At 73.6% G+C, this 20,420-nt stretch carries 19 protein-coding genes, 1 tRNA gene and 1 pseudogene; 13 read left to right on the top strand and 8 right to left on the bottom strand.

Annotated features, from left to right (window positions below):
• Positions 1-2: 2 nt before the first annotated feature.
• Positions 3-746, bottom strand: a complete 744-nt coding sequence (locus tag E1212_RS04785; RefSeq protein WP_131979865.1) for an SRPBCC family protein — start codon at positions 744-746, stop codon at positions 3-5.
• A gap of 2 nt (positions 747-748) precedes the next feature.
• Positions 749-1,345, bottom strand: coding sequence for an ArsR/SmtB family transcription factor (locus E1212_RS04780; protein WP_203416403.1), 597 nt, complete (start codon positions 1,343-1,345; stop codon positions 749-751).
• An 88-nt stretch (positions 1,346-1,433) separates the two neighbouring features.
• Here E1212_RS04780 and dinB point away from each other — a divergent pair, with 88 nt between their 5' ends.
• The 4 genes from dinB (at position 1,434) to E1212_RS04760 (ending at position 5,492) form a co-directional block, all read left to right on the top strand.
• The gene (gene dinB / locus E1212_RS04775) at positions 1,434-2,630 is read left to right on the top strand and encodes a DNA polymerase IV (RefSeq protein ID WP_203416401.1); all 1,197 of its coding nucleotides are present in this window, start codon (positions 1,434-1,436) and stop codon (positions 2,628-2,630) included.
• A gap of 139 nt (positions 2,631-2,769) precedes the next feature.
• On the top strand, positions 2,770-3,768 hold the full coding sequence (locus tag E1212_RS04770; protein WP_203416399.1) for an aldo/keto reductase: 999 nt from the start codon (positions 2,770-2,772) through the stop codon (positions 3,766-3,768).
• A 21-nt stretch (positions 3,769-3,789) separates the two neighbouring features.
• The gene (locus E1212_RS04765) at positions 3,790-4,839 is read left to right on the top strand and encodes a glucose 1-dehydrogenase (RefSeq protein ID WP_131979861.1); all 1,050 of its coding nucleotides are present in this window, start codon (positions 3,790-3,792) and stop codon (positions 4,837-4,839) included.
• A gap of 56 nt (positions 4,840-4,895) precedes the next feature.
• Entirely contained in the window at positions 4,896-5,492 is a 597-nt protein-coding gene (locus tag E1212_RS04760; RefSeq protein ID WP_131979859.1) for a hypothetical protein, read from the top strand.
• A gap of 23 nt (positions 5,493-5,515) precedes the next feature.
• Here the strand turns inward: E1212_RS04760 and E1212_RS04755 are convergent, their stop codons facing one another.
• Together E1212_RS04755 and E1212_RS04750 are read right to left on the bottom strand one after the other, a co-directional pair.
• Positions 5,516-6,265: a Long-chain-fatty-acid--CoA ligase gene (locus E1212_RS04755; RefSeq protein ID WP_203416395.1), complete on the bottom strand. Its 750-nt coding sequence runs from the start codon at positions 6,263-6,265 to the stop codon at positions 5,516-5,518.
• A gap of 13 nt (positions 6,266-6,278) precedes the next feature.
• On the bottom strand, positions 6,279-6,668 hold the full coding sequence (locus E1212_RS04750; protein WP_131979857.1) for a DUF1801 domain-containing protein: 390 nt from the start codon (positions 6,666-6,668) through the stop codon (positions 6,279-6,281).
• A 149-nt stretch (positions 6,669-6,817) separates the two neighbouring features.
• On the opposite strand from E1212_RS04750, the gene E1212_RS04745 reads away from it, so the two are divergent.
• Positions 6,818-7,357 carry a dihydrofolate reductase family protein gene (locus tag E1212_RS04745; protein ID WP_131979855.1) on the top strand — a complete coding sequence of 180 codons (540 nt, stop codon included), beginning with the start codon at positions 6,818-6,820 and terminating at the stop codon, positions 7,355-7,357.
• Here the strand turns inward: E1212_RS04745 and E1212_RS04740 are convergent.
• Positions 7,342-10,622 (bottom strand): annotated as a pseudogene (locus E1212_RS04740) (AfsR/SARP family transcriptional regulator). The gene E1212_RS04745 and the pseudogene E1212_RS04740 sit on opposite strands and share 16 nt — an antisense overlap.
• Positions 10,623-10,644: 22 nt before the next feature.
• Here E1212_RS04740 and E1212_RS04735 point away from each other — a divergent pair.
• From E1212_RS04735 to E1212_RS04725, 3 genes are read left to right on the top strand one after another with little or no spacing between them, the layout of a single operon-like run.
• Positions 10,645-11,178: a GrpB family protein gene (locus E1212_RS04735; RefSeq protein ID WP_131979853.1), complete on the top strand. Its 534-nt coding sequence runs from the start codon at positions 10,645-10,647 to the stop codon at positions 11,176-11,178.
• Positions 11,179-11,226: 48 nt separating this feature from the next.
• Complete coding sequence (locus E1212_RS04730) at positions 11,227-11,982, top strand: glycoside hydrolase family 16 protein (RefSeq protein ID WP_131979851.1); 756 nt, start codon at positions 11,227-11,229, stop codon at positions 11,980-11,982.
• Between the two features lie 9 nt (positions 11,983-11,991).
• Positions 11,992-12,279 carry a DUF1905 domain-containing protein gene (locus tag E1212_RS04725; RefSeq protein WP_131979849.1) on the top strand — a complete coding sequence of 96 codons (288 nt, stop codon included), beginning with the start codon at positions 11,992-11,994 and terminating at the stop codon, positions 12,277-12,279.
• Between the two features lie 53 nt (positions 12,280-12,332).
• On the opposite strand, the gene E1212_RS04720 is transcribed toward E1212_RS04725, so the two are convergent.
• The 3 genes from E1212_RS04720 to E1212_RS04710 form a co-directional block, all read right to left on the bottom strand.
• Positions 12,333-12,406 (bottom strand) — tRNA-Gly (locus tag E1212_RS04720).
• A 75-nt stretch (positions 12,407-12,481) separates the two neighbouring features.
• On the bottom strand, positions 12,482-14,449 hold the full coding sequence (locus E1212_RS04715; protein WP_131979847.1) for a sensor histidine kinase: 1,968 nt from the start codon (positions 14,447-14,449) through the stop codon (positions 12,482-12,484).
• Positions 14,439-15,143, bottom strand: a complete 705-nt coding sequence (locus tag E1212_RS04710) for a response regulator transcription factor (protein WP_131979845.1) — start codon at positions 15,141-15,143, stop codon at positions 14,439-14,441. The genes E1212_RS04715 and E1212_RS04710 overlap by 11 nt, the downstream gene beginning before the upstream one ends.
• A gap of 100 nt (positions 15,144-15,243) precedes the next feature.
• On the opposite strand from E1212_RS04710, the gene E1212_RS04705 reads away from it, so the two are divergent.
• Genes E1212_RS04705 through E1212_RS04685 form a run of 5 tightly spaced genes read left to right on the top strand, consistent with a single transcriptional unit; the run spans position 15,244 to position 20,411 of the window.
• A complete protein-coding gene (locus E1212_RS04705; RefSeq protein ID WP_131979843.1) occupies positions 15,244-16,494 on the top strand; it encodes a thioredoxin domain-containing protein in 1,251 nt (416 codons plus the stop codon).
• Complete coding sequence (locus tag E1212_RS04700; protein ID WP_131979841.1) at positions 16,491-17,828, top strand: efflux RND transporter periplasmic adaptor subunit; 1,338 nt, start codon at positions 16,491-16,493, stop codon at positions 17,826-17,828. The genes E1212_RS04705 and E1212_RS04700 overlap by 4 nt, the downstream gene beginning before the upstream one ends.
• Complete coding sequence (locus E1212_RS04695; RefSeq protein ID WP_131979839.1) at positions 17,812-18,504, top strand: ABC transporter ATP-binding protein; 693 nt, start codon at positions 17,812-17,814, stop codon at positions 18,502-18,504. The genes E1212_RS04700 and E1212_RS04695 overlap by 17 nt, the downstream gene beginning before the upstream one ends.
• A 50-nt stretch (positions 18,505-18,554) precedes the next feature.
• Positions 18,555-19,745, top strand: a complete 1,191-nt coding sequence (locus E1212_RS04690; protein ID WP_131979837.1) for an ABC transporter permease — start codon at positions 18,555-18,557, stop codon at positions 19,743-19,745.
• Between the two features lie 27 nt (positions 19,746-19,772).
• The gene (locus E1212_RS04685) at positions 19,773-20,411 is read left to right on the top strand and encodes a trimeric intracellular cation channel family protein (RefSeq protein ID WP_203416389.1); all 639 of its coding nucleotides are present in this window, start codon (positions 19,773-19,775) and stop codon (positions 20,409-20,411) included.
• The last annotated feature ends 9 nt before the right edge of the window (positions 20,412-20,420 follow it).

Genomic DNA, 20,420 nt, shown 5'->3' with positions numbered 1-20,420 from the left:
GGTCAGCCGAGGACGCGGGTCAGCCACGCCTGCCAGGCGGCGTCGGAGTGGCGGTGCGTGTCGTCGGCGAAGACGTGGTGGGCGGCGATCATCGGGCCGTGGAAGCCCTTGAGGAACCGGATCAGCGCATCGTCAGTGCGCAGGCCGAGGGTGTGCGCGTTGGCGTAGTACACGACGGCGGACTCGGCCGCGCCGTCCGCGAGCCGCAGGCTGACGACGTCGCCGGCGGACACCGGGTCGGTGAGCCCCAGCTCGGCGTGCACGGCGGCCCAGGCGCGGTCCCAGTCGGTGACCATGGGGCCGAAGACCGTGACCGGGCGCGCGGCGCGGCCGGCGAAGTGCGTGACGTACTCGACCAGGGTGTGGAAGAACATCGCGTTGCCCTTGGTCATGGCGTCGAACTCGTCGGCCCAGTCGTCGCCGGGGAGGAAGCCGCTGGCGACGACCCGCAGCGTCGTGCTGGCGTGGTCGCGCCCCTCGAGCAGGAACTCGTAGGCGACGAACCGGCCGTCGGGCGCGGTCTCGGTGCCGTAGGCGAGCCGGCGGCCGGGCTCCCACGCGGTGACGGGCTGCTGGGGCGCGTAGCCGCCGAACTCGATGCGCACGACGCCGTCGGGGCCGGGCTCGACGTCGGCGCGGCCCATGAACCAGGACTCGATGCCCGGGCCGGTCGCGATGGCCTCCCAGATCTGATCGGGTGTGGCGTCGACCTCCGCCTGCTGGGCGGACTCGAAGTGGTGGCCCATGCTCAGGACACCTTCGCGGCGGTGTCGACGCTGGGGTGGGCGGCCACGACGACGCGGTAGGTGCGGCCGCCGGGGGCGGACTCGTCGTGGTACTTGGACACCAGCGACGTGACGGCGCCGGCCAGCTCGTCGGCGAACGCCGCGCGCTCGGCGGGCGAGGCGAACCGCACCTCGCCGTCGATGGCGAACGTCGCGACCCGCTTGCGCGCCGCGGCCGACGCGGTGAGCAGCAGGCCGACGTCGCGGACCAGTTTCGCCGCCAGCGCGAGCAGCCAGCGGGCCGACAGCCGGTCGGGCGAGCGGGACGGGTCGGGCTGGACGGCCGCCAGGGCGACGGGCGAGATGACGTACGACGCCGCCGTCGCCTGCAGCACCCGCTCGGTGACGTTGCCCTTCCTCCGCTCCTCGACCAGCTCGACCAGGCCGTGCCGTTCGAGCGTGCGCAGGTGGTAGTTCACCTTCTGCCGGGCCAGGCCGACGCGTGCGGCCAGCATGGTGGCCGACCCGGGCTCGGCGAGTTCCGCCAGCAGCCGCGTCCGCATGGGGTCCAGGGACGCCTCCGCCGCAGCGGGGTCCTCGATCACCGTCACGTCCTGCATGCGGAGAAGCCTGCCACCGACAATTACGCTTGTCAAGGCGACACGGACTGTCGGAGGTCTTGGCATTTGATCGAACTGATGCGAACATGTGTTCGTGGCCAGGGCGGCGAACATCCTGCATGCCGACCTCGACGCCTTCTACGCGTCGGTCGAGCAGCGCGACGACCCTGACCTGCGCGGAAGGCCCGTCATCGTCGGCATGGGCGTGGTGCTCGCGGCCAGCTACGAAGCCAAGGCGCACGGCGTCCGGACGGCGATGGGTGGCCGTCAGGCGCGCCGGCTGTGCCCCGACGCCGTCGTCGTCTCGCCGCGCATGTCGGCGTACTCCGCGGCCAGCGAGGCGGTCTTCGAGGTGTTCCGGCAGACCACGCCGCTGGTCGAGGGGATCTCCATCGACGAGGCGTTCCTCGACGTCGGCGGGCTGGCGTTGATCTCCGGGTCGCCGGCGGACATCGCGGCCCGGCTGCGCCGCGAGGTCCTCCGCAAGGTCGGGCTGCCCATCACCGTCGGCGTCGCCCGGACCAAGTTCCTCGCCAAGGTGGCCAGCGCCGTCGCCAAGCCCGACGGCCTGCTGGTGGTCGAGCCCGATCGCGAGCAGGAGTTCCTGCACCCGCTGCCCATCGAGCGGCTGTGGGGCGTGGGCGAGAAGACGGCAGTCAAGCTGCGCCGGCGCGGCATCATGACCGTCGGCGACATCGCCCTGGTGCCCGAGCGGTCGCTGGCCGCCATCGTCGGCCCGGCGGCCGGCCGGCACCTGCACGCGCTCGCGACCGGCCGCGACCCCCGCCGTGTCGTCGTCGGGGTGCGGCGCCACTCCATCGGCTCCCAGCACGCGCTGGGCCACCGGTCCCGTACGCCGGCCGAGCTGGACGCCGTCGTCGTCGGCATCATCGATCGGGTCACCCGGCGGCTCCGGGCCGCCCGGCGGGTCGCGCGCACCGTCGTCCTGCGGCTGCGGTTCGGCGACTACACGCGCGCCACCCGCTCGCACACACTGGCCGAGCCGACGTCGCACACCGGGCAGTTGCTCACCGTCGCCAGAAGTCTCGTCGCCGCCGTCGGGCCCACCATCGAGCAGCGCGGGCTGACGCTGGTCGGCGTCGCCCTGAGCAACCTCGAGGACGACGACCCGCTGCAGTTGCCGCTGCCCATCGACCGGCACGGAGGTGCTGCGCTCGACGCCACCATCGACGACGTCCGCGACCGGTTCGGCACCCGCGCCGTCACCCGGGCCGTCCTGCTGAACCGGGACGAGGCGCTGGTCATGCCGATGCTGCCGGACTGACGGTGCCGGCGATGCCGTTGATCACGTAGGTCACGAGGGGTAGCCGAAGCGGGGGCCGGGACATTGATGACCACGGCTTCTCGCACCGATCGATTCCTCCTGTTGGACAGCGGCTCCGACGACGGCCGATGCTGGCGGCATGCAGACCGCACCTCTGGGCCGCACCGGCATGGACATCACCCGCGTGGGCTTCGGCGCCTGGGCCATCGGCGGCGCCGACTGGGCCAACGGCTGGGGCGCCCAGGACGACGAGGAGTCCGTCCGGGCCATCCGGTACGCCGTCGAGGCGGGCGTGAACTGGATCGACACCGCCGGTGTCTACGGCCTCGGCCACTCCGAGGAGGTGGTCGCACGGGCCCTGCGTGACTTCGCCGGCGCCGACCGCCCGTACGTCTTCACCAAAGGCGGTCTGGTCTGGGACGAGTCCGACCGGCAGCGGCAGTCCGACCGCATCGGGGCGCCCGCCAGCATTCGCCGCGACGTCGAGAGCTCGCTGCGGCGGCTGGAGGTCGAGCGCATCGACCTGTTCCAGATGCACTGGCCGGCCGAGGACGGCACGCCGGTCGAGGAGTACTGGCAGACCTTCCGCGACCTGGTCGACGAAGGCAAGCTGCGCGCCGCCGGGCTGTCCAACCACGACGTCAAGCAGCTCGAGGCCGCCGAGGCGGTCGGCCACGTCGACTCCCTGCAGCCGCCGTTCAGCCTGATCCGTCGCGACGCCGCCGCCGACGTCATCCCCTGGTCGGCCGAGCACGTCACCGGCGTCATCGTCTACAGCCCCATGGCCTCCGGCCTGCTCACCGGCTCGTTCACCGCCGAGCGCGCGCACGCGCTGGGCGACGACGACTGGCGCAGCCGCAGCCCGCAGTTCACCGGCGACGGCCTGCGCCGCAACCTCGCCCTGGTCGAGGACCTGCGGCCCATCGCCGAGCGCAAGGGAGTCACCGTCGCGGCCCTGGCCGTGGCGTGGACGCTGACCTTCCCCGGCGTGACGGCGGCCATCGTCGGCGCCCGCCGGCCGAGCCAGATCGACGGCTGGCTGCCGGCCGCCGGGCTGCGGCTGGACGACGCCGACCTCGACGACATCGCGGCGGCCGTGACGGCGCACGGCGCCGGCACCGGACCGTTGCGGCCCTGACGTCCTGGGTACTGCCCCACTGTGCGTGCGATGACGGTGGAGCCCGGCCGGGCAGGTTCGTTCGACGTCCGTGAGGTGCCCGATCCGTCGCCCGGCGAGGGCGACCTGGTGGTGCGCGGTCTGGCGGTCGGGATCTGCGGGACCGACACGGAGATCGTCGCCGGGATGTACGGCAGCGCACCGCCTGGCCACGAGCACCTGGTGATCGGGCACGAGTCGCTCGGGCTGGTGCTGCACGCGCCGGCCGGCAGCGCCGTCCGCCGCGGGGACCTGGTGGCCGGCGTGGTGCGGCGGCCCGATCCCGAGCCGTGCCTCGCTTGCGCCCACGGCGAGTTCGACATGTGCCGCAACGGCCGGTACACCGAGCACGGCATCAAGGAGCTCGACGGGTTCGGCAGCGAACGCTGGTGCGTGCAGGCGGGCGACGTGGTGGTCCTCGACTCCGTGCTCGAGGAGGTCGGCATGCTGGTCGAGCCGGCCAGCGTGGTCGCGAAGGCCTGGGAGCAGATCGAGCGCATCGGCTCACGGTCCTGGTTCGAGCCCCGGTCGGTCCTGGTCGCGGGCGCCGGTCCCATCGGCCTGCTGGCGGCGCTGCTCGGCGTCCAGCGCGGGCTCGACGTGCACGTTCTCGACGTGGCGGAGCACGGGGCCAAGCCGGACGCCGTCGCCGCCCTGGGGGCGCGCTACCACCACGACGGGCTCGAGGCGGCGGCGGAGGTGGCCCGGCCGGACGTCGTGATCGAGGCGACCGGCGTGTCCGACCTCGCCTTCGGCGCCATGTCGGCCACGGCCGCCTTCGGGATCGTCTGCCTGACGGGCGTGTACCCGCCGGGCCGGCGCGTGTCGGTGGAAGCGGGTAGCCACTACCGCGAGATGGTGCTCGAGAACGACGTGATGTTCGGCTCGGTGAACGCGAACCGCCGGCACTACGAGTCGGCCGCCCGGGCGCTGGCGGAGGCCGACCTCGACTGGCTGGCCCGGCTGATCACCCGCCGCGTGCCGCTGAGCGCCGCCGCCAAGGCGCTGGACCGTGGCGCCGACGACATCAAGGTCGTCGTGGACCTCGTCTAGTCCGAGTTGTCCGAAACCGCCCCCGGCACGGGTCGCGCACCGCGATGATGGGTGCCGTGGCGGCCGACGCATCCGATCTGCACGACGACGCGCTCTGGCTCGGCGGTGCGTACGAGCTGGCCATGGAGTTGGGCGAGCGCGACGACGCCCGCCTCGACGCGGCGCTGACGGCGCTCTGGGCGGCCGCCGGCGTGGCCGGCTGCCAGGGCGGCACCGACGGCGGCGAGTCCTGGGTCGACGCGCCGTGCTCGGTCACCGGCCTGCGGCGGTTCGGGCGGCTGGCCGGGCTGGTCACGCTGCCGCGCCGGCGCACCGTCGTCTGCGGCGCGCGGGCCGTGCGGCAGGCGTCCGGCACGGACTGGCTGGTGTTCTTCATCCCGGTCGGCGCGCTGGACCTCGCCGAGCCACGCAGTGCCGCGTTCCCCTTCCGCGGCGGCGACTCGCTGCTGTGGCGGCGGCCGCTGGACCGCTGGCTGGCCGGCATCGGGGCCCGGGTGCACGCGCAGGTGCCGCTGCGGCTGGCGCTCATCGGACCGGAGGTCGCGGGACTGACGACGGCGCGATGGCTGGGCGGGGAGCCGCCGGCCGAGCGCTGGGCGGCCTACCTCATCCCGTCGGCCGCCGGACTGGAGTACCACCAGGCGGATCGCTGACGCCGTCGGCACGCCCCGGGTGATCAGCCGACCGCGTGGCGCATCCAGACGTTCGGCTCGACGTAGACCGCGTGGTCGTGCTCGACGCTGCAGTGCACCGGGACCAGCGCCTGCGGCACGACGACCTCGCCGGACGCGTCGAACGGGAGGCCGGTCCACTCGCGCCAGTCGGCGAGCGTGCCGGCGATGACCATGGACCGCGGCGCCACCCGCTCGATGGTCGCGCCGGCCCGCGCGTGCACCCGCAGCCAGGGGTCGGCGGGCAGGCCGTCGGGCCGGGTGCGATGGGCGTACTCCGTCATGGGCGTGTGCGGTTCCTGGTGTTTGGCGCTGGGCCGCACGGGCGCCACCAGCTCGGTGAACCCGAGCCGCCGCACGTTGTCGCGCATGGCGGCCAGCAGCACCGGCGCCAAGCCCTGACCCCGTCGTGCGGGGTCGATGGAGATCTCGAGCGCCGACACCAGCGTCGGCTTCGTGCCGCGGGCGCGGTCCTGCGCCGCCCATCGCACGATTCCGTCCCAGCCGTCGTCGGGCAGCCGCTCGCGGTTCTCGCCGCCGAACGCGAACGGGACGGTGTAGGCGAGCGCGACCGCGGTGTCCGGCGGCTCGTAGGCGACCAGTACGTGCTCGGGGTAGGCCGTCTCGGCATCGGGGTAGTACAGGTTCGCCGTCGGGTCCTGCTGCATGAATCGCGGCCACAGGTTCGTCAGCTGCGATGCGAGGGTGGCGAGCTCGGGCCGCCGGTCCAGCGGCTCGACGATCAGGTCGGGCATGCCCTGGATTGTGTCAGTTCAGCCCGCCGAGCATGTCGGTCTGCCGGTCCACCGCCTGCCGTACCAGCCCGGCGATCGCATCGGGATCGTCGTGTGCCCGTTCGTAGGACGTTCCGCGCAGGTACTGCCCCTCGCCCTCGAGCAGCCCTCTCGGGTCCTCGAGCAGCGCACCCTTGTGGAATATCAGGCTGGCGGCCCGCTTCGTCACCGAGACGGCGCACACCCAGTGGTGCCAGTTGCCGCCCGCGGTGAACGTGAGCCGGTTCCACTTGATCGCTTCGTCGAGCTCGTCCTGCGGGCCGACGGCGTCGCGGACCAGATCGGCCAGTTGCTCGGCCTCAGCGCGACGCTCTGGCGCCAGCTGGTCGAGCCAGATGCCGATCTGATGTGGTCGGGTGATCATGACGGGTACCTCCTTCTCCTGGGATACCCAGGTGAGTGCCCCTGAACCGGACCTGAAGAGAACCGTAAGGCGTTTCCCGCATCGTGGGGGACATCGAGACGACGGGGCCGGCCGGACCGGGCGTCCCCCACCCGCCAGGAGGAACCATCATGCGCAAGCTCATCGAGTCCACGTTCATCACCCTCGACGGCTGCATCGGCGAGCCGCACGTGTGGGGCCAGCCGTACTGGGACGAACAGCACAACGACTACAACCAGAAGCTGGTCGACGACGTCGACGCCATGCTGCTGGGCCGGGCCACCTACGAGGGGTTCAAGGACGCCTGGACGAGCCGGGCCGGCGACCCGATCGCCGACCGTTTCAACGCGCTGCCGAAGTACGTCGCCTCCCGGACGCTCACCGGCGAGCTGGAGTGGAACTCGCGGGTCCTCGAGGGCGACGTGGCGCAGGCCGTCGCCGCCCTGAAGGCGCAGTCCGGCGAGACCATCGTCAAGTACGGCACCGGCGAGCTGGACACGACGCTGCTCGAGCACAAGCTGGTCGACGAGTACCACTTCTGGGTGTACCCGGTGCTCGCCGGTGGCGACGGCTACCGGCTGTGGGACGGCTTCGACACCACCCACCTCGAGCTCGTGGACCAGACGGTGTTCGACTCCGGGATCATCGTGGGGGTCTACGCACCCAAGTGAGCGCCGGCACCCGAGCGCCGCCCGGCCAGGTCCCGGGCGGCCGCGGGCGTCATGGCCGCACCTTCGGCATGGGCCGCCTCGAACGCGGCCGCGTCCTGCCCCGACCGGATCAGCGCCGCGATCCGGTCGGCTTCGTCCTGGTCCGACGGCGCCAGCGGTAGTCCTGTGGCGGTCATCGCGGCCTCCGCGGCGCCGAGGACGACGGCGGCAGCATGCGCCTCGCCGGCCTGTGCCAGCGCCGCGGCCGCCGCCGCGAGCGCGAACGTCAGCTCGCGGGCGGTCGCGCCGATGTCCTGCCCCGCGTCGTAGGCGCGCAGATGCAGCTCGCGCGCGGTCTCGTGGTCGCCCCGCTCGGCGGCCAGGAAGCCGAGCTCGTTGAGCACGATCGGGAGGTAGAACGCGGTGCCGGCGCCCGCTGCCTGCTGCTCCGCCGCCCGTAGCAGCCGGGTCAGCTGCTCCTCCGCGGCGTCCAGGTCTCCGGAGCGCCGGGCCGCGAGCGACAGCCCCAGGGCGGCGAACACCTGCGCCGAGTGCAGGCCGTGCTCGGCGGCCAGGCGCAGCGCCTGCTCGCAGTGCTCGCGCGCGACGGCGTGGTCCCCCGTCTGCATGCCGATCCAGCCCAGCCAGGACAGCGCGCCGACGACGTCGGGCCACAGGCCCAGCTCCTCGGCCAGCGGCAGCGACTCGCGGCAGAGCCTGAGACCCTGATCGTAGTCGCCGGTGAGGTCGGCCTGCCCGATCAGCCAGCTGGTCGCCTGCAGGACGCCCCAGCCGTCGCCGAGCTCGCGGAAGGTCTCGGCCGCCTCGATGGCGTACCGGCCGAGCGCCTCCGGGTCGCCGTGGACGTGCGCCACCCGCGCCCGCATGACCAGCGCGGCGGCCCGACCCCACCGGTCGCCGGTCGACGCGAATCCCCGGGACGCCCGGTCGAGCAGCCGGTCCGTGACCGCGGCGTCGCCGAGGTCGAACGTGGCGTAGCAGAGGAACCACTCCGCCCGGGCCCGGCCGGCGGGCGCGCGGTCGCCGTCGCCGTCGCCGTCGTCGATCGTGCGGAGGGCGGCCTCGCAGCGGGCGAGCCAGTCGTGCTGGTCGCCCTGCAGGATCGTGATGCCGACGTACCAGGTCAGGGCGTCGCCGCGGACGCCGGCCGGCACGTCGCCGGGGATCGCCAGCGCCGTCTCGAGCGCGCGCCGGCCCTCGGACAGCCGGCCACGGAGCATCCGGTACCAGGTCTGCGCGCTGGTGAGCCGCAGCGCCAGCTCGGCCTCGCCCAGCCGCTCGGCGGTGTCGAGCGCCGCACGCAGGTTCGCCGACTCCGCGTCGAGCCGGCGCAGCCACTCGCGCTGGCCGGCGCCGCGCAGCTCGGCGTCGGCCGCGAGCGCCAGGTCGGTGTAGTAGCGGGCGTGCCGGGCACGGATCAGCGCGTGCTCGCCGGCCTCGTGCAGCCGGTTGACGCCGTACGCCGCGACGGACTCGAGCAGCCGGTACCGCGGCCCGCCGTCGCGCTCGTCCATGACGACCAGCGAGCGGTCGACCAGCCGGGCCAGCGCGTCCAGCACGTCGACGCCGTTCTCGGTCGCGCACACCGATTCGGCGGCGGTGAGCGTGCAGCCGTCGGCGTGGACGGCGAGGCGGCGCAACACCACCTGCTCCTCCGGCTCGAGCAGGTTCCAGCTCCAGTCGATGGCGGCGGTCAGGGTGCGCTGCCGGGCCGGCAGGTCCCGCGGGCCGGTGCCGAGCGCTCGGAAGCGGTCGTCGAGCCGGTCGAGCAGCGCGTGCACGCCGAGCGCGCGCACCCGCGTGGCGGCCAGCTCGATGGCGAGCGGGATGCCGTCGAGGCGACGGCACAGCTGTGCGACGACCGGGCCGGTCGACTCGTCCAGCGTGAACCCGCGGGCCGACGCCGCGGCGCGGGTGACGAAGAGCCGCACCGCCGCGGACGACGCGAGCCCGACGCCGTCGCCGTCGTCCTCCGGCAGGTCGAGCGGCGGGACCTCCCACAGCACCTCGCCGCTCAGGCCGAGTGGCTCGCGGCTGGTCGCCAGGACCGTCAGCCCCGGTGCGGTGCGCAGCAGGCGCTCGGTGAGGGCCGCGGCGTGCTCGATGAGGTGCTCGCAGTTGTCGAGGACCAGCAGCAGCCGGCGCTCGCGCAGCGCCTCGGCCAGCCGGTGCGCCGGGGGCGCGGGCGGCTCGCCCGGCTCGGCGGCGTCGCGGATGCCGAGGACCGCCATGGCGAGCTCCGCGATGTCGTCGACGGCGCGCCGGGGCTGCGGGCGCTCGAGCGCGGCCAGCTCGACCAGCCAGCCGCCGTCGTCGTAGCCGGCCACGAGCGGGTGCGCCGCCGCCGTCGCCAGCCGGGTCTTGCCGACGCCGCCCGGCCCGGTCAGCGTGACCAGCCGCTCCTTGCCAGCAGCTCGCGCAGCTCGGCGAGCGCCTCCTCGCGGCCGATGAGCGGCGGCGGCTCGGCGAGATTGGTGACGCGACGGCGGCCGCGCCTGACCGCCGGGCGCGGCGCGAGCCCGGGGTCCTGCTCGAGGATCGCCTGGTGCAGCTCGGCGAGCTCGGGGCCGGGATCGAGTCCGAGCTCGTCGGCGAGGCCGCGGCGGAACTCCTCGTAGCTGTCCAGCGCCTCGCGCTGCCGGCCGGCCTGGTAGAGCGCCCGCAGGTGGAGTGCGCGCAGGCGTTCGCGGAACGGGTGCGCGGCGACCGGCCCGGCCAGCTCGGCGGCGACGACGGTGTGCTCGCCCAGCTCCAACCGCGCCTCGGCGAGCAGCTCGAGGGCGGCGAGGCGCTGCTCCTCCCACCGGCCGGCGACGGTGCGGGCGAACTCGTGGTCGGCGAAGTCGGCCAGGGCCGGTCCGCGCCACAGGGCGAGCGCCTCGGTGAGGACGTTCTTGCGCTGGTGCGGGTCCTGATCCGCGCCCGCGGACTGGGTTCGCGCCACGAGCGCGGCGAACCGCGCGGCGTCGACGGCGTCGGTCTCGAGCGCGTAGCCGGGGGCGCGCGAGACGACGAGGTCGCGAGCGCCCGGCTCGGCGTCGTCGAGCGCCTTGCGCAGCTGCGAGACCCGGACCTGCAACGCGGCCGCGGGGTTCGCCGGCGCGTCGTCGCCCCACACGTCCTCGACCAGCCGGTCCACCGAGGCGGCCCGGCCGCCGTGGACGAGGAGGGCGGCCAGCAGGGCCCGGACCTTGACCCCCGGAACGGTGACCTGGTCGCCGTCGTCGGTCCAGACGGCCAGCGGGCCGAGGACGCCGAAACGCATGCGCCCACCCTAAGGTGACGCCATGGTCATCGAGGTGCGCGAGTACGACCCGGCCTGGCCGGTGCTGGCCGAGGCGGCGGCTCGGGAGCTGCGCGACGCGCTGCCTGGGGTGTTCCTCGAGCTGGAGCACATCGGCAGCACCTCGGTCCCGGGGCTCGCCGCCAAGCCGATCATCGACCTCATGGCCTCGGTGCCCTCGCTGGACACCGTCGCCGAGCGCGAGGACGTGCTCGCCCGGCTCGGCTACCACCGCGTCGACACCGGCATGCGAGAGCGGCTGTTCTATCCCCGCGACGACGACGACGGCCGGCGCACGCACCACCTGCACGTCGTGACCGCGAGCTCCTGGGGCACCCGCAACGAGCGGCTGCTCCGCGACCACCTGCGCGCCCACCCCGAAGCGGCCGGCGCGTACGGCGACCTGAAGCGCGAGCTCGCGACCCGCATCGACGACCCCGACGAGTACACCCGCGCCAAGACCGATCTGGTGCAGGAACTGGTCGACGCCGCCCGGGCGAGCCGCGGGCTGCCGCTCGTCACGGTCTGGGAGGAGTGACCGTCCGGCCCCTTTCGTCCGGGGCGGGCGAGGCTACGATGCGGCGGCATGGCCGTGCACTTCGATGAGCGATTCACCGGACCTGACCTGGATCGGGACGTCTGGTTCCCGTACTACCTGCCGCACTGGAGCTCGCGCGCGGAGTCGGCCGCCACCTACGCCGTCGAGGACGGCGAACTGCGGCTGTGGATCCCGCCGTCGCAGGGGCTGTGGTGCGCCGACCGGCACGAGGAGCCGCTGCGCGTCTCATGTCTGCAGACCGGCGCCTTCTCGGGACCGGCCGGCGGCACCGCCGGGCAGCAGCCGTTCGTGCCCGGGCTGACGGTGCGCGAGGAGCAGCCGCCGTTCTGGGGCTACACGCCGACCTACGGGCGGTTCGAGGCGCGCCTGCGCGGCGTCGTGTCGGAGCGGTCGATGGTGGCATTCTGGATGTCCGGCATCGAGGACCGCCCGGAGCGCTCCGGCGAGATCTGCGTCATGGAGGTCTTCGGCTCCGACCCGCACGACGTCGGCATGGGCATCCACCGGTTCCGCGACCCGCAGCTGCGTGAGGAGTTCGACGCGACCCGGCTGGACATCGAGATCTCCGACTTCCACACCTACGGCGTCGACTGGCGGCCCGGCGTGGTCTCCTTCAGCGTCGACGGCGACACGGTACGGACGGTCCACCAGGCGCCGGACTACCCGATGCAGCTGATGCTCGGCGTGTTCGACTTCCCCGGGCGCGGCGGCTCCGACGGCGACGTGCCCGAGCTGGTCGTGACGCATGTGCGCGGCCGATCGATGAACGGTGCCGGCGGCTAGGCTCGCTGCGTGGAGCTGGAGTTCACCGGTGAGATCTGGCACTGGCGCGGCCCGTCGCCGTATCACTTCGTCACGGTCCCCGACGACGAGAGCGCGGAGTTGAAGGAGGCGGCCGCGCTGGTGACCTACGGCTGGGGGATGATCCCCGTCCGCGCCCGCATCGAGGCCACCGAGTGGAGGACGTCGCTGTTCCCCAAGGACGGCCGCTACATCATCCCCGTCAAGGACGTCGTCCGGCTGGGCGAGAACCTGCAGGTCGGCGACGTCGTCACGGTGACGCTGTTCGTCGACGTGTGACGGTGGTCCGTCCACGACGACGGCCCAGGGCGATGACCTGGGCCGATGAGCTGTGGAGCGGATGACGGGAATCGAACCCGCGTTATCAGCTTGGGAAGCTGGAGTTCTACCATTGAACTACATCCGCAGATGCCGCCCGTCAAGGCGGCACGACGCCGAGCATACCAATCCACGTGGGCGGTGCGCACGTCCCCGGCCGGCGTCAGCCCGCTACCGGCGCCGCCACCCGCACCGGGAGCCGGATCGTGAAGGTCGACCCGGCGCCGACCATGGTGGACACCGTCACCGTCCCCTCGTGCGCCTCGACCAGGTGCTTGGTGATCGCGAGCCCGAGGCCGCTGCCGCCGGTCGCCCGTGCGCGGGAGGTGTCGGTGCGGTAGAAGCGGTCGAAGAGATGCTCGAGGTGTTCGGGCTCGATGCCGGGTCCGTCGTCGCGGACGGCCAGCACGACGTCGTCGCCGGACAGCGAGACCCGCACGAGAACCGTCGCGCCGTCGCCCGAGTACTGCACCGCGTTCGCCACCAGGTTGCCCAGTGCCTGCCGCAGCCGCACCGGATCGACCTCCGCCACGACCTCGCCCGGGGCCGCGACGGCGACCACGAGCTCGGACCCCGATGACGACGCCGACGGCTGGTGGGCGGCGACCACCTGACGGGCCAGCTCCGCCACGTCGGTCTCCTCACGATGCACCCGCAGCATGCCGGCGTCGGCGAGGGCGAGGTCCTGGAGGTCGTCGATGAGCCGCTGCAGCAAGGCCGACTCCTCGAGCAGCGACGACACCAGCTGCGGGTCGAGAGGGACGACACCGTCCTCGGCCGCCTCGAGGTAGCCGCGCACGTTGGCCAGGGGCGTCCGCAGCTCGTGCGCGATGTCGCTGACCATCGCCTTGCGCTGCCGCTCGTTCTCCTCGATCGACGAGGCCATGGCGTTGAACGCCTCGCCCAGCCGGGCCACCTCGTCGTGGCCGGTGACGCGGACCCGGGCGCCACGCCCGCCCGAGGCCATGCGTTGCGCGGCCTCCGTCAGCGTGCGGATCGGGTGGCTGAGGCGCCGACCGGCGAGGACGGTGACGCCGGTGGCGGCCGCCAGGACGGCGAGCCCGGTGAGCACCGTGCGCAACCAGCCGTCGCCGGAGAAGGCGTCGAACCGGTCGGTCGATCCGATGTAGAGCAGCGCCGGATCGGCGAGGAACGGCTCCATGGCCTGCTGACTTGCCTGGGCCGAGCAGTGCCGCAGCGTCTCGGCGGCGGCCGGGTCCTGGCCCGCGACGGCGACGGCGACGAGGCCGTTCTCGTCGAACGAGGGCTTGGTCGCGACACCGGCCTCGGCGAGGCACGCATCCGTGAGCCGCGCCGTCTCCTCGTTCAGCGCCTTGCTGGCCGCGCTCGGGGCGGTGAGCTCGTCCGGGATGCACCTTGCGGCGACGGGGTCGGCGTGCGTCCCGACGGCAGGCCCGGGACCCCCGACGGCGACGGAGTACTCGTCGGGAGAGATGCGGAGGACGGCGCCGTCGGGAGCGACGAAGAGCTCGCCGCCGCCCAGGGCCTGCACGCAGGCGTTCGCCTCGGCGACCAGTTGCTCGCGGGTGGCCGCCTCCTCATCGGTCAGCCGCCAGCCGGGCGCGCCGGTCATCGCGCCACCGCCGGCCCCGACGATGGTCACCGAGGCCGCACCGTCGAGCAGGAACGCGTCCTCCGGTGCCGGCGACGCGGTCGCGACCTCGGGCGTCTCGTCGTCCGCGGGGCTTCCTGCCGCCCAGGACTCGACGGCCAGCGGAGCCGACCCCACGGCCACGGTCCCGGCCATGACGGCGAGCGGCGCCATGGGATCGACCTCGGCGGTCGGCGTCGACGGCAGTGCCGCCGCGCCGCCGTCCGTGGCCGCTGAGTCGGCGAGCACCGAGCCGTCGGCGTCGGTCAGCGCGACCCGGTTGCCGGTCCGCGCCGCGAGCTCGTCGACCAGCGGGCCGACGTCGTCCCACGACTCGTGGTCCTGCCCGTAGAAGAGCAGTTGCTGGTACACGTGGGAGTCGGCCTCGAGGGTGCGCTCGAACTGGCCGCGCAGCCGCTCGCTGGTGCTCTGCGTGGTGATCCAGGCCGTGGCGGCGATGGAGAACACCGCGACGCCCAGGAACAGGACGAGCAGGCGGACGAACAGGTTACGACGCATCGCGCACCCCTGGGAGATCAGCCATCTTGTAGCCGACGCCGTAGACCGTCAGCAGGTACGCCGGTGCCGCCGGGTCGGCCTCGATCTTGCGGCGCAGGTTCATGACGTGCACGTCGACGGTGCGGTCGAGCGCGTAGTGGTCGAAGCCGAAGGCCTGCTCCAGCAGCTTCTGCCGTGGGAACACCCGGCCGGGCTCGGCGCTCAGGCAGGCCAGGATCTTGAACTCGGCCGGCGTGACGTCGATCTCGCGGCCTTCGACGAACACCTGGTGGCGGTCGGCGTCGACGGTCAGCGCGCCGATGCGGTGCCGGGAGTCCGTCGCCCGGTGCCGCTCCACGCGCCGCAGGATCGTCCGGACCCGGGCCACCAGCTCGCGCGGGCTGTACGGCTTGGTGAGGTAGTCGTCGGCACCGAGATCGAGGCCGAGCAGCAGGTCGTCCTCGGTGGACCGCGCCGTCAGCATGATGATCGGGGTGTCGGACTCCTGCCGCAGGATGCGGCAGACGTCGAGGCCGTCGACGCGCGGCATCATGACGTCGAGCACCAGCAGGTCCGGCTGCCGCCGTCGTGCCTCGTCCAGCGCGGTGCGTCCGTCGTGGGTGATGACGACGGAGTGACCCTCGCGCTCGAGGTACCGGCGGACGAGCTCGGCCTGCTTGACGTCGTCCTCGGCCACGAGGATCCGGGCTCCCATGGCACTCGAGTGTCGCAGGAACCTGTCAGGAACCTGTGAAGAGCGCCGATCTGACGGCTCCTTCACAGCTTCTTCACAGCCGCCTCCGCACCCTGCTGGCATGACGAATTGGCGAGCACGGGCCCGGCTGCTGGCGTTCGCGTGCGTGGCCGGCCTGGCGGTGTCCGGCTGCGGCGGCGACAGCGACGCGGGCGGCAACGACGGCACGACGGACGGCGGCGCGACCGGCCGGGCGAGCGACGACGGCGAGGAGCTGAGCCCGCTCGAGGAGTACATGGGCGAGAACTCGGGCTTCGCGGGCGGTGGGCGCATGAGCGTGGCGATCTCGGCCGGTGACCTCAGCGAGGAGGACCGGCAGCGGATGCGCCAGGTCGAGGAGCTGGTCGCGACCTGCATGGAGGAGGCCGGCTTCGAGTACGTGCCCGTCGACCCGTTCGGCGGCGAGACGAAGGACGACCCGTTCGCCGACGCGTTCGCGCTCCCGCCGGACGAGTTCGCCCGCGAGTACGGCTACGGCATGACCACCCTCATGGACCCCGGCCGCGAGGACGAGGAGGTCGCCGACCCGAACCAGGAGATCCGCGACGGCCTTTCCGAGGGGGCGCTCGAGGCGTACAACCAGGCGCTCTGGGGCGACATGGTCCAGGTGTCCGGCGACGGCAACGCCGTCGCCGTCAAGCCCATGCCCGGCGAGACCGGGCCGCCGGAGATCGAGAACCAGGGCTGTCACGGCGAGGCCCGAAGTGAGGTCTACGGCGACGACGGCGGCAGGATGATGGGCCCGGACATGAGCGAGTTCGACGGCCTGTTCGAGGACCTCGAGGCGCTGCGCCGGCGCATCGAGAGCGACCCGCGCGTCATCGAGGTCACCGAGGCGTGGGCCGGGTGCATGGCCGAGGCCGGGTACAGCGACGTCGAGGCGGTCGACGACCCCGAGAACACCGTCATGGAGCGGATGAGCGAGCTGTACGGCTGGGACGACCTGCCCGCCGCCGACGACGAGGCCGACGACCAGGCCGACGAGGAGAGCGACGAGGAGAGCGACCAGGAGAGCGACCAGGAGAGCGGCGGCCCCGGCGACGACCAGGACGACGGCGGGCCGGGCGTCAGCTTCGGCGGGCCGGGACGCCCGGCCGACATCGACGAGGAGGCGCTGGCCGAGCTGCAGGAGTATGAGATCGCCATCGCCACGGCCGACTACGACTGCGAGCAGGAGCACGTCACCGAGGCCCGCCGGGAGGTCGCGTGGGGCTTCGAGGAGGAGTTCGTCGAGCAGCATCGGACCGAGCTGGAGCGCTATCGCGACGCGATGGCCGAGGGCCCGGCGGGCAACGCCGGTGGCCTCGGGTGAGCCGGGCACGCAGCCGGACCCTCCTCGCCGTCGGCGGCTCTGCCGTCATCGCCCTGGGTGCCGGCATCTACGCCGGCACCCGCATCACCTCGCCCGCCGACGCCGTCGCGCGGACGGCCGCCCCCGAGGCGTCCGAGGTCACGGTCCCGGTTGAGCTGCGGACGCTGAACAGCGAGGTGGTGACCCGCGGCGACGTCACCTCCGCGGGCGCCGTGGACATCACGCCGGAGACGGGCGGTCTCGAGATGCCGCCGATCGTCACCGGCCAGGTGCCTGAGGTGGGCGCGGAAATCGCCGAGGGCGCGGCGCTGCTGGAGATCGTCGGCCGGCCGCTCATCGCTCTGGCCGGCGAGCTGCCCATGTACCGGTCGCTGCGGCCGGGCATGAGCGGTCCCGACGTCGAGCAGCTGGAGCTGACGCTGGAGCGGCTGGGGCTCGATCCCGGCGAGGTCGACGACGAGTACACCGGAGCGACCGGGAACGCCGTCGCGGAGCTGTTCGAGCGCATCGGCTACGAGCCGCCCGAGCCGGACCCGCAGGCCGAGCAGGAGCTGGACGCGGCGAACGACCAGGTCGACCAGGCCGAGGACGCGGTCGAGGACGCCGAGGACGCACTCGACGCGGCCGGTGACGCGCCCGGGCAGGACGGAGCTCCCGTCGACGAGGACGCGCTGCAGGACGCGCTCGACGACGCCCGCGACCGGCTCGACGACGCCGAGGCCGCCCGCGACGAGGCCGCCGTCGCCGCCGGGACCCCGCTGCCCGCCGCGGAGGTCGTGTTCGTGCCGAGCCTGCCCCGCCGCGTCGACGAGGTGAGCGTGCGCCGCGGCGGCGAGGTCGACGGCGCCGTCATGTCGGTGAGCGGCGCCTCGCTGGTGGTCACCGCGAACGTCGACGACGCCGACCACGAGCGGCTCGCCGTCGACCAGCCCGTCACCATCGAGGTGCCGACCGGCGAGGAGGTGCCGGGCACCATCACCGCCATCGAGGAGGCCACGGGCGACGAGGCCACCGGCTGGGACGTCACCGTCACGCCCGGCGAGCTCACCCCCGAGCAGGCCGAGGCGCTGCGCGGCGCCAACGTGCGGATCACCGTGCCGATCGAGAGCACCGACGGCGACGTGCTCGCCGTCCCGCTGGCGGCGTTGACGGCGGGACCGGGCGGCGAGTCGCGGGTCGAGGTCATGCGCGACGGCGTCGCCGAGCTGGTGGAGGTCGCGGTCGGCCTCACCGCCGAGGGCTACGCCGAGGTCAGCGCCGTCGAGGGCACCCTGGCGGAGGGCGACCTGGTCGTCGTCGGCGACGGAGGTGAGGACGATGCCTCCGGTGGTTGAGATGACCGGCGTCGGCCGGGCGTTCCCCGGGCCGCCGCGCGTCGAGGCGGTCCGCGACGTCGACCTCACCATCGCCGAGGGGGAGTACCTGTCGATCATCGGGCCGTCGGGGTCGGGCAAGTCGACGCTGCTGCACCTGCTCGGGCTGCTGGACCGGCCGTCGCGCGGGACCTACCGGCTCGACGGCGTCGACGTCAGCACGCTGACCGAGCGGCGGCGCACCCGGGTCCGTGGCGAGCGGATCGGCTTCGTGTTCCAGGCCTTCCACCTGCTGCCGCACCGCAGCGTCCTCGAGAACGTCGAGCTGGCGATGATCTACCTGCGGGTCCCGCGGAAGGAGCGGACGGCGCGCGCCCGGGCCACGCTGGAGCGGGTGGGGCTGGGGCACCGGCTGGACTTCGACCCGATCACGCTGTCCGGCGGCGAGCGGCAGCGGGTCGCCATCGCGCGCGCACTGGTGGCGCAGCCGAGCCTGCTGCTGGCCGACGAGCCGACCGGCAACCTCGACTCCGGCAACGCGGCGTCGGTGCTCGACCTCTTCGACGAGCTGCACGCCGATGGCCTCACGCTGGCCGTCATCACCCACGACGACGGCGTGAGCGCGCGGGCGCAGCGGCGGGTGCGCATCGTCGACGGCGTGATGTCCGACGTCGCGGCCGCGGGCGTGGTCGCGTGAGGCGTCTGCGCGCGGGCGGGCGGCAGCGGGTGACCCGTCGCGGTCGCCGGATGACGCTGCGCGACCTGACCGGTGAGGCCCTCGCCGGGGTGGCCGCGCGGCCGTCGCGGCTGGCGCTGACCACGCTGGGGACGGTGCTGGGCATCGCCGCGCTGGTGGCCACGATCGGGCTCGGGCAGACGGCGGCCGGGCAGATCTCCGACCGGTTCGACGCGGTCGCCGCGACCCGGGTCACCGTCGAACCGGGGGAGACCGACGGCCCGGACGGCCAGGTCGCGCTGACCCAGCTGCCGTGGGACGCGCCGGCCCGGCTGGAGCGGCTGGCCGGGGTGGAGTCGGCGGGCACGTTCGCGACCGTCGACATCGGGGGCGACGCGGTGCGCGGCGTGCCGTACGGGACGCAGGAGCAGACGGTGCCGGTGGCGGCGGCCTCGGCGGGGCTGTTCGAGGCGCTGGGTGCGCAGGTGTCCGGCGGCCGATTCTTCGACGAGGGGCACGACTCGCGCGGCGACGCCGTCGTCGTGCTCGGCCGGTACGCCGCCGACCGGCTGGGCATCAACCGGGTCGACTCGCAGCCGTCCATCTTCATCGGCGACCGCGCGTTCACCGTCATCGGGATCCTGGACGCCGTCGACTACCGGTCGGAGCTGCAGGACTCCGTGATCATGCCGATGACCACGGCCCGGGACCTGTACGGGCTGGAGGCGCCCGAGGTGCTGGAGGTGCGGACGGAGCTCGGTGCGGCCCAGCTGATCGGCCGGCAGGCGCCGATCGCCGTCGACCCCAACAACCCGGACCTGCTCGACGTGTCCGCGCCGCCGCGGCCGGGATCGTTGCGCGACAACGTGTCAGCCGACGTCAACGGGCTGTTCCTGGCGCTCGGCGGGCTGTCGCTGCTGGTCGGCGGGCTGGGCATCGCGAACGTGACGCTGCTGTCGGTGCTGGAGCGGATCTCCGAGATCGGGCTGCGGCGGGCGGTCGGCGCCGGCCGGGTGCACGTGGCCGGGCAGTTCCTGGTCGAGAGCGGGATCGTCGGGTTCCTCGGCGGGCTGATCGGGTCGACCATCGGGGTGCTGGCGACGGTGGGGGTGTCGGTCGTGCGCGACTGGACGCCGCTGCTGGACATCCGGCTGGCACTGGTGGCGCCATTGCTCGGCGGGGCGATCGGGCTGGTCGCGGGGGCCTATCCGGCCTGGCGGGCGTCTGCCGTCGAGCCGATCACCGCGTTGCGCAGCGGTTGACGGCAGGAGAGGCCCGATGCTGGTCCGGTGGAGATCTTCCCGGAACGGACCCAGCTCGTGCTGGACCTCGTCGGAGTGTTCTTCTTCGCGGTCACGGGCGCGCTGCTGGCGGCGCGCAAGGGGTTCGACATCGTCGCGAGCACCCTGCTCGCCGGGCTGACCGGCCTGGGCGGCGGGGTGGTCCGCGACGTCATCATCAACGTGCGGCCGGCGGTGTTCGAGCACCCGGTGTACCTGGTGCCCGTGGTGCTCGGCGTCGCCGTCGTCTACCTGTACTACCCGCACGTGCCGCGGTTCCGGCGCACGCTGCTGCTGGTCGACGCCGCCGGGCTCGGGCTGTTCTGCGTGACGGGGACGGTGAAGGCGCTGGCCGCGGACGTGCCGGCGGTGTCGGCCGTGCTGCTGGGTGTGACGTCCGCGGTCGGTGGCGGCCTGCTGCGCGACGTCGTGGCGCGCGAGGTGCCGTCGCTGTTCCGCTACGACGACATCTATGCGCTGCCCGCGGTGGTCGGCGCGACGGTGACGGCGCTGCTGTGGCGCCTCGACGCGCTGTCGGTGTGGACGGGGGTCGGCGCGAGCGTGCTGACGTTCGCGCTGCGGGCGCTCGCGGTCCGCTACGGCTGGCGCGCGCCGCTGGCCTACCGCCGTCAGCCCCCGGACGGCTGAGCACGTTCG

Origin of the sequence: Jiangella ureilytica (assembly GCF_004348545.1) — a bacterium.
GTDB classification, from domain to species: Bacteria; Actinomycetota; Actinomycetes; order Jiangellales; family Jiangellaceae; genus Jiangella; species Jiangella ureilytica.
This window is presented reverse-complemented; position numbering and strand designations above follow the sequence as displayed.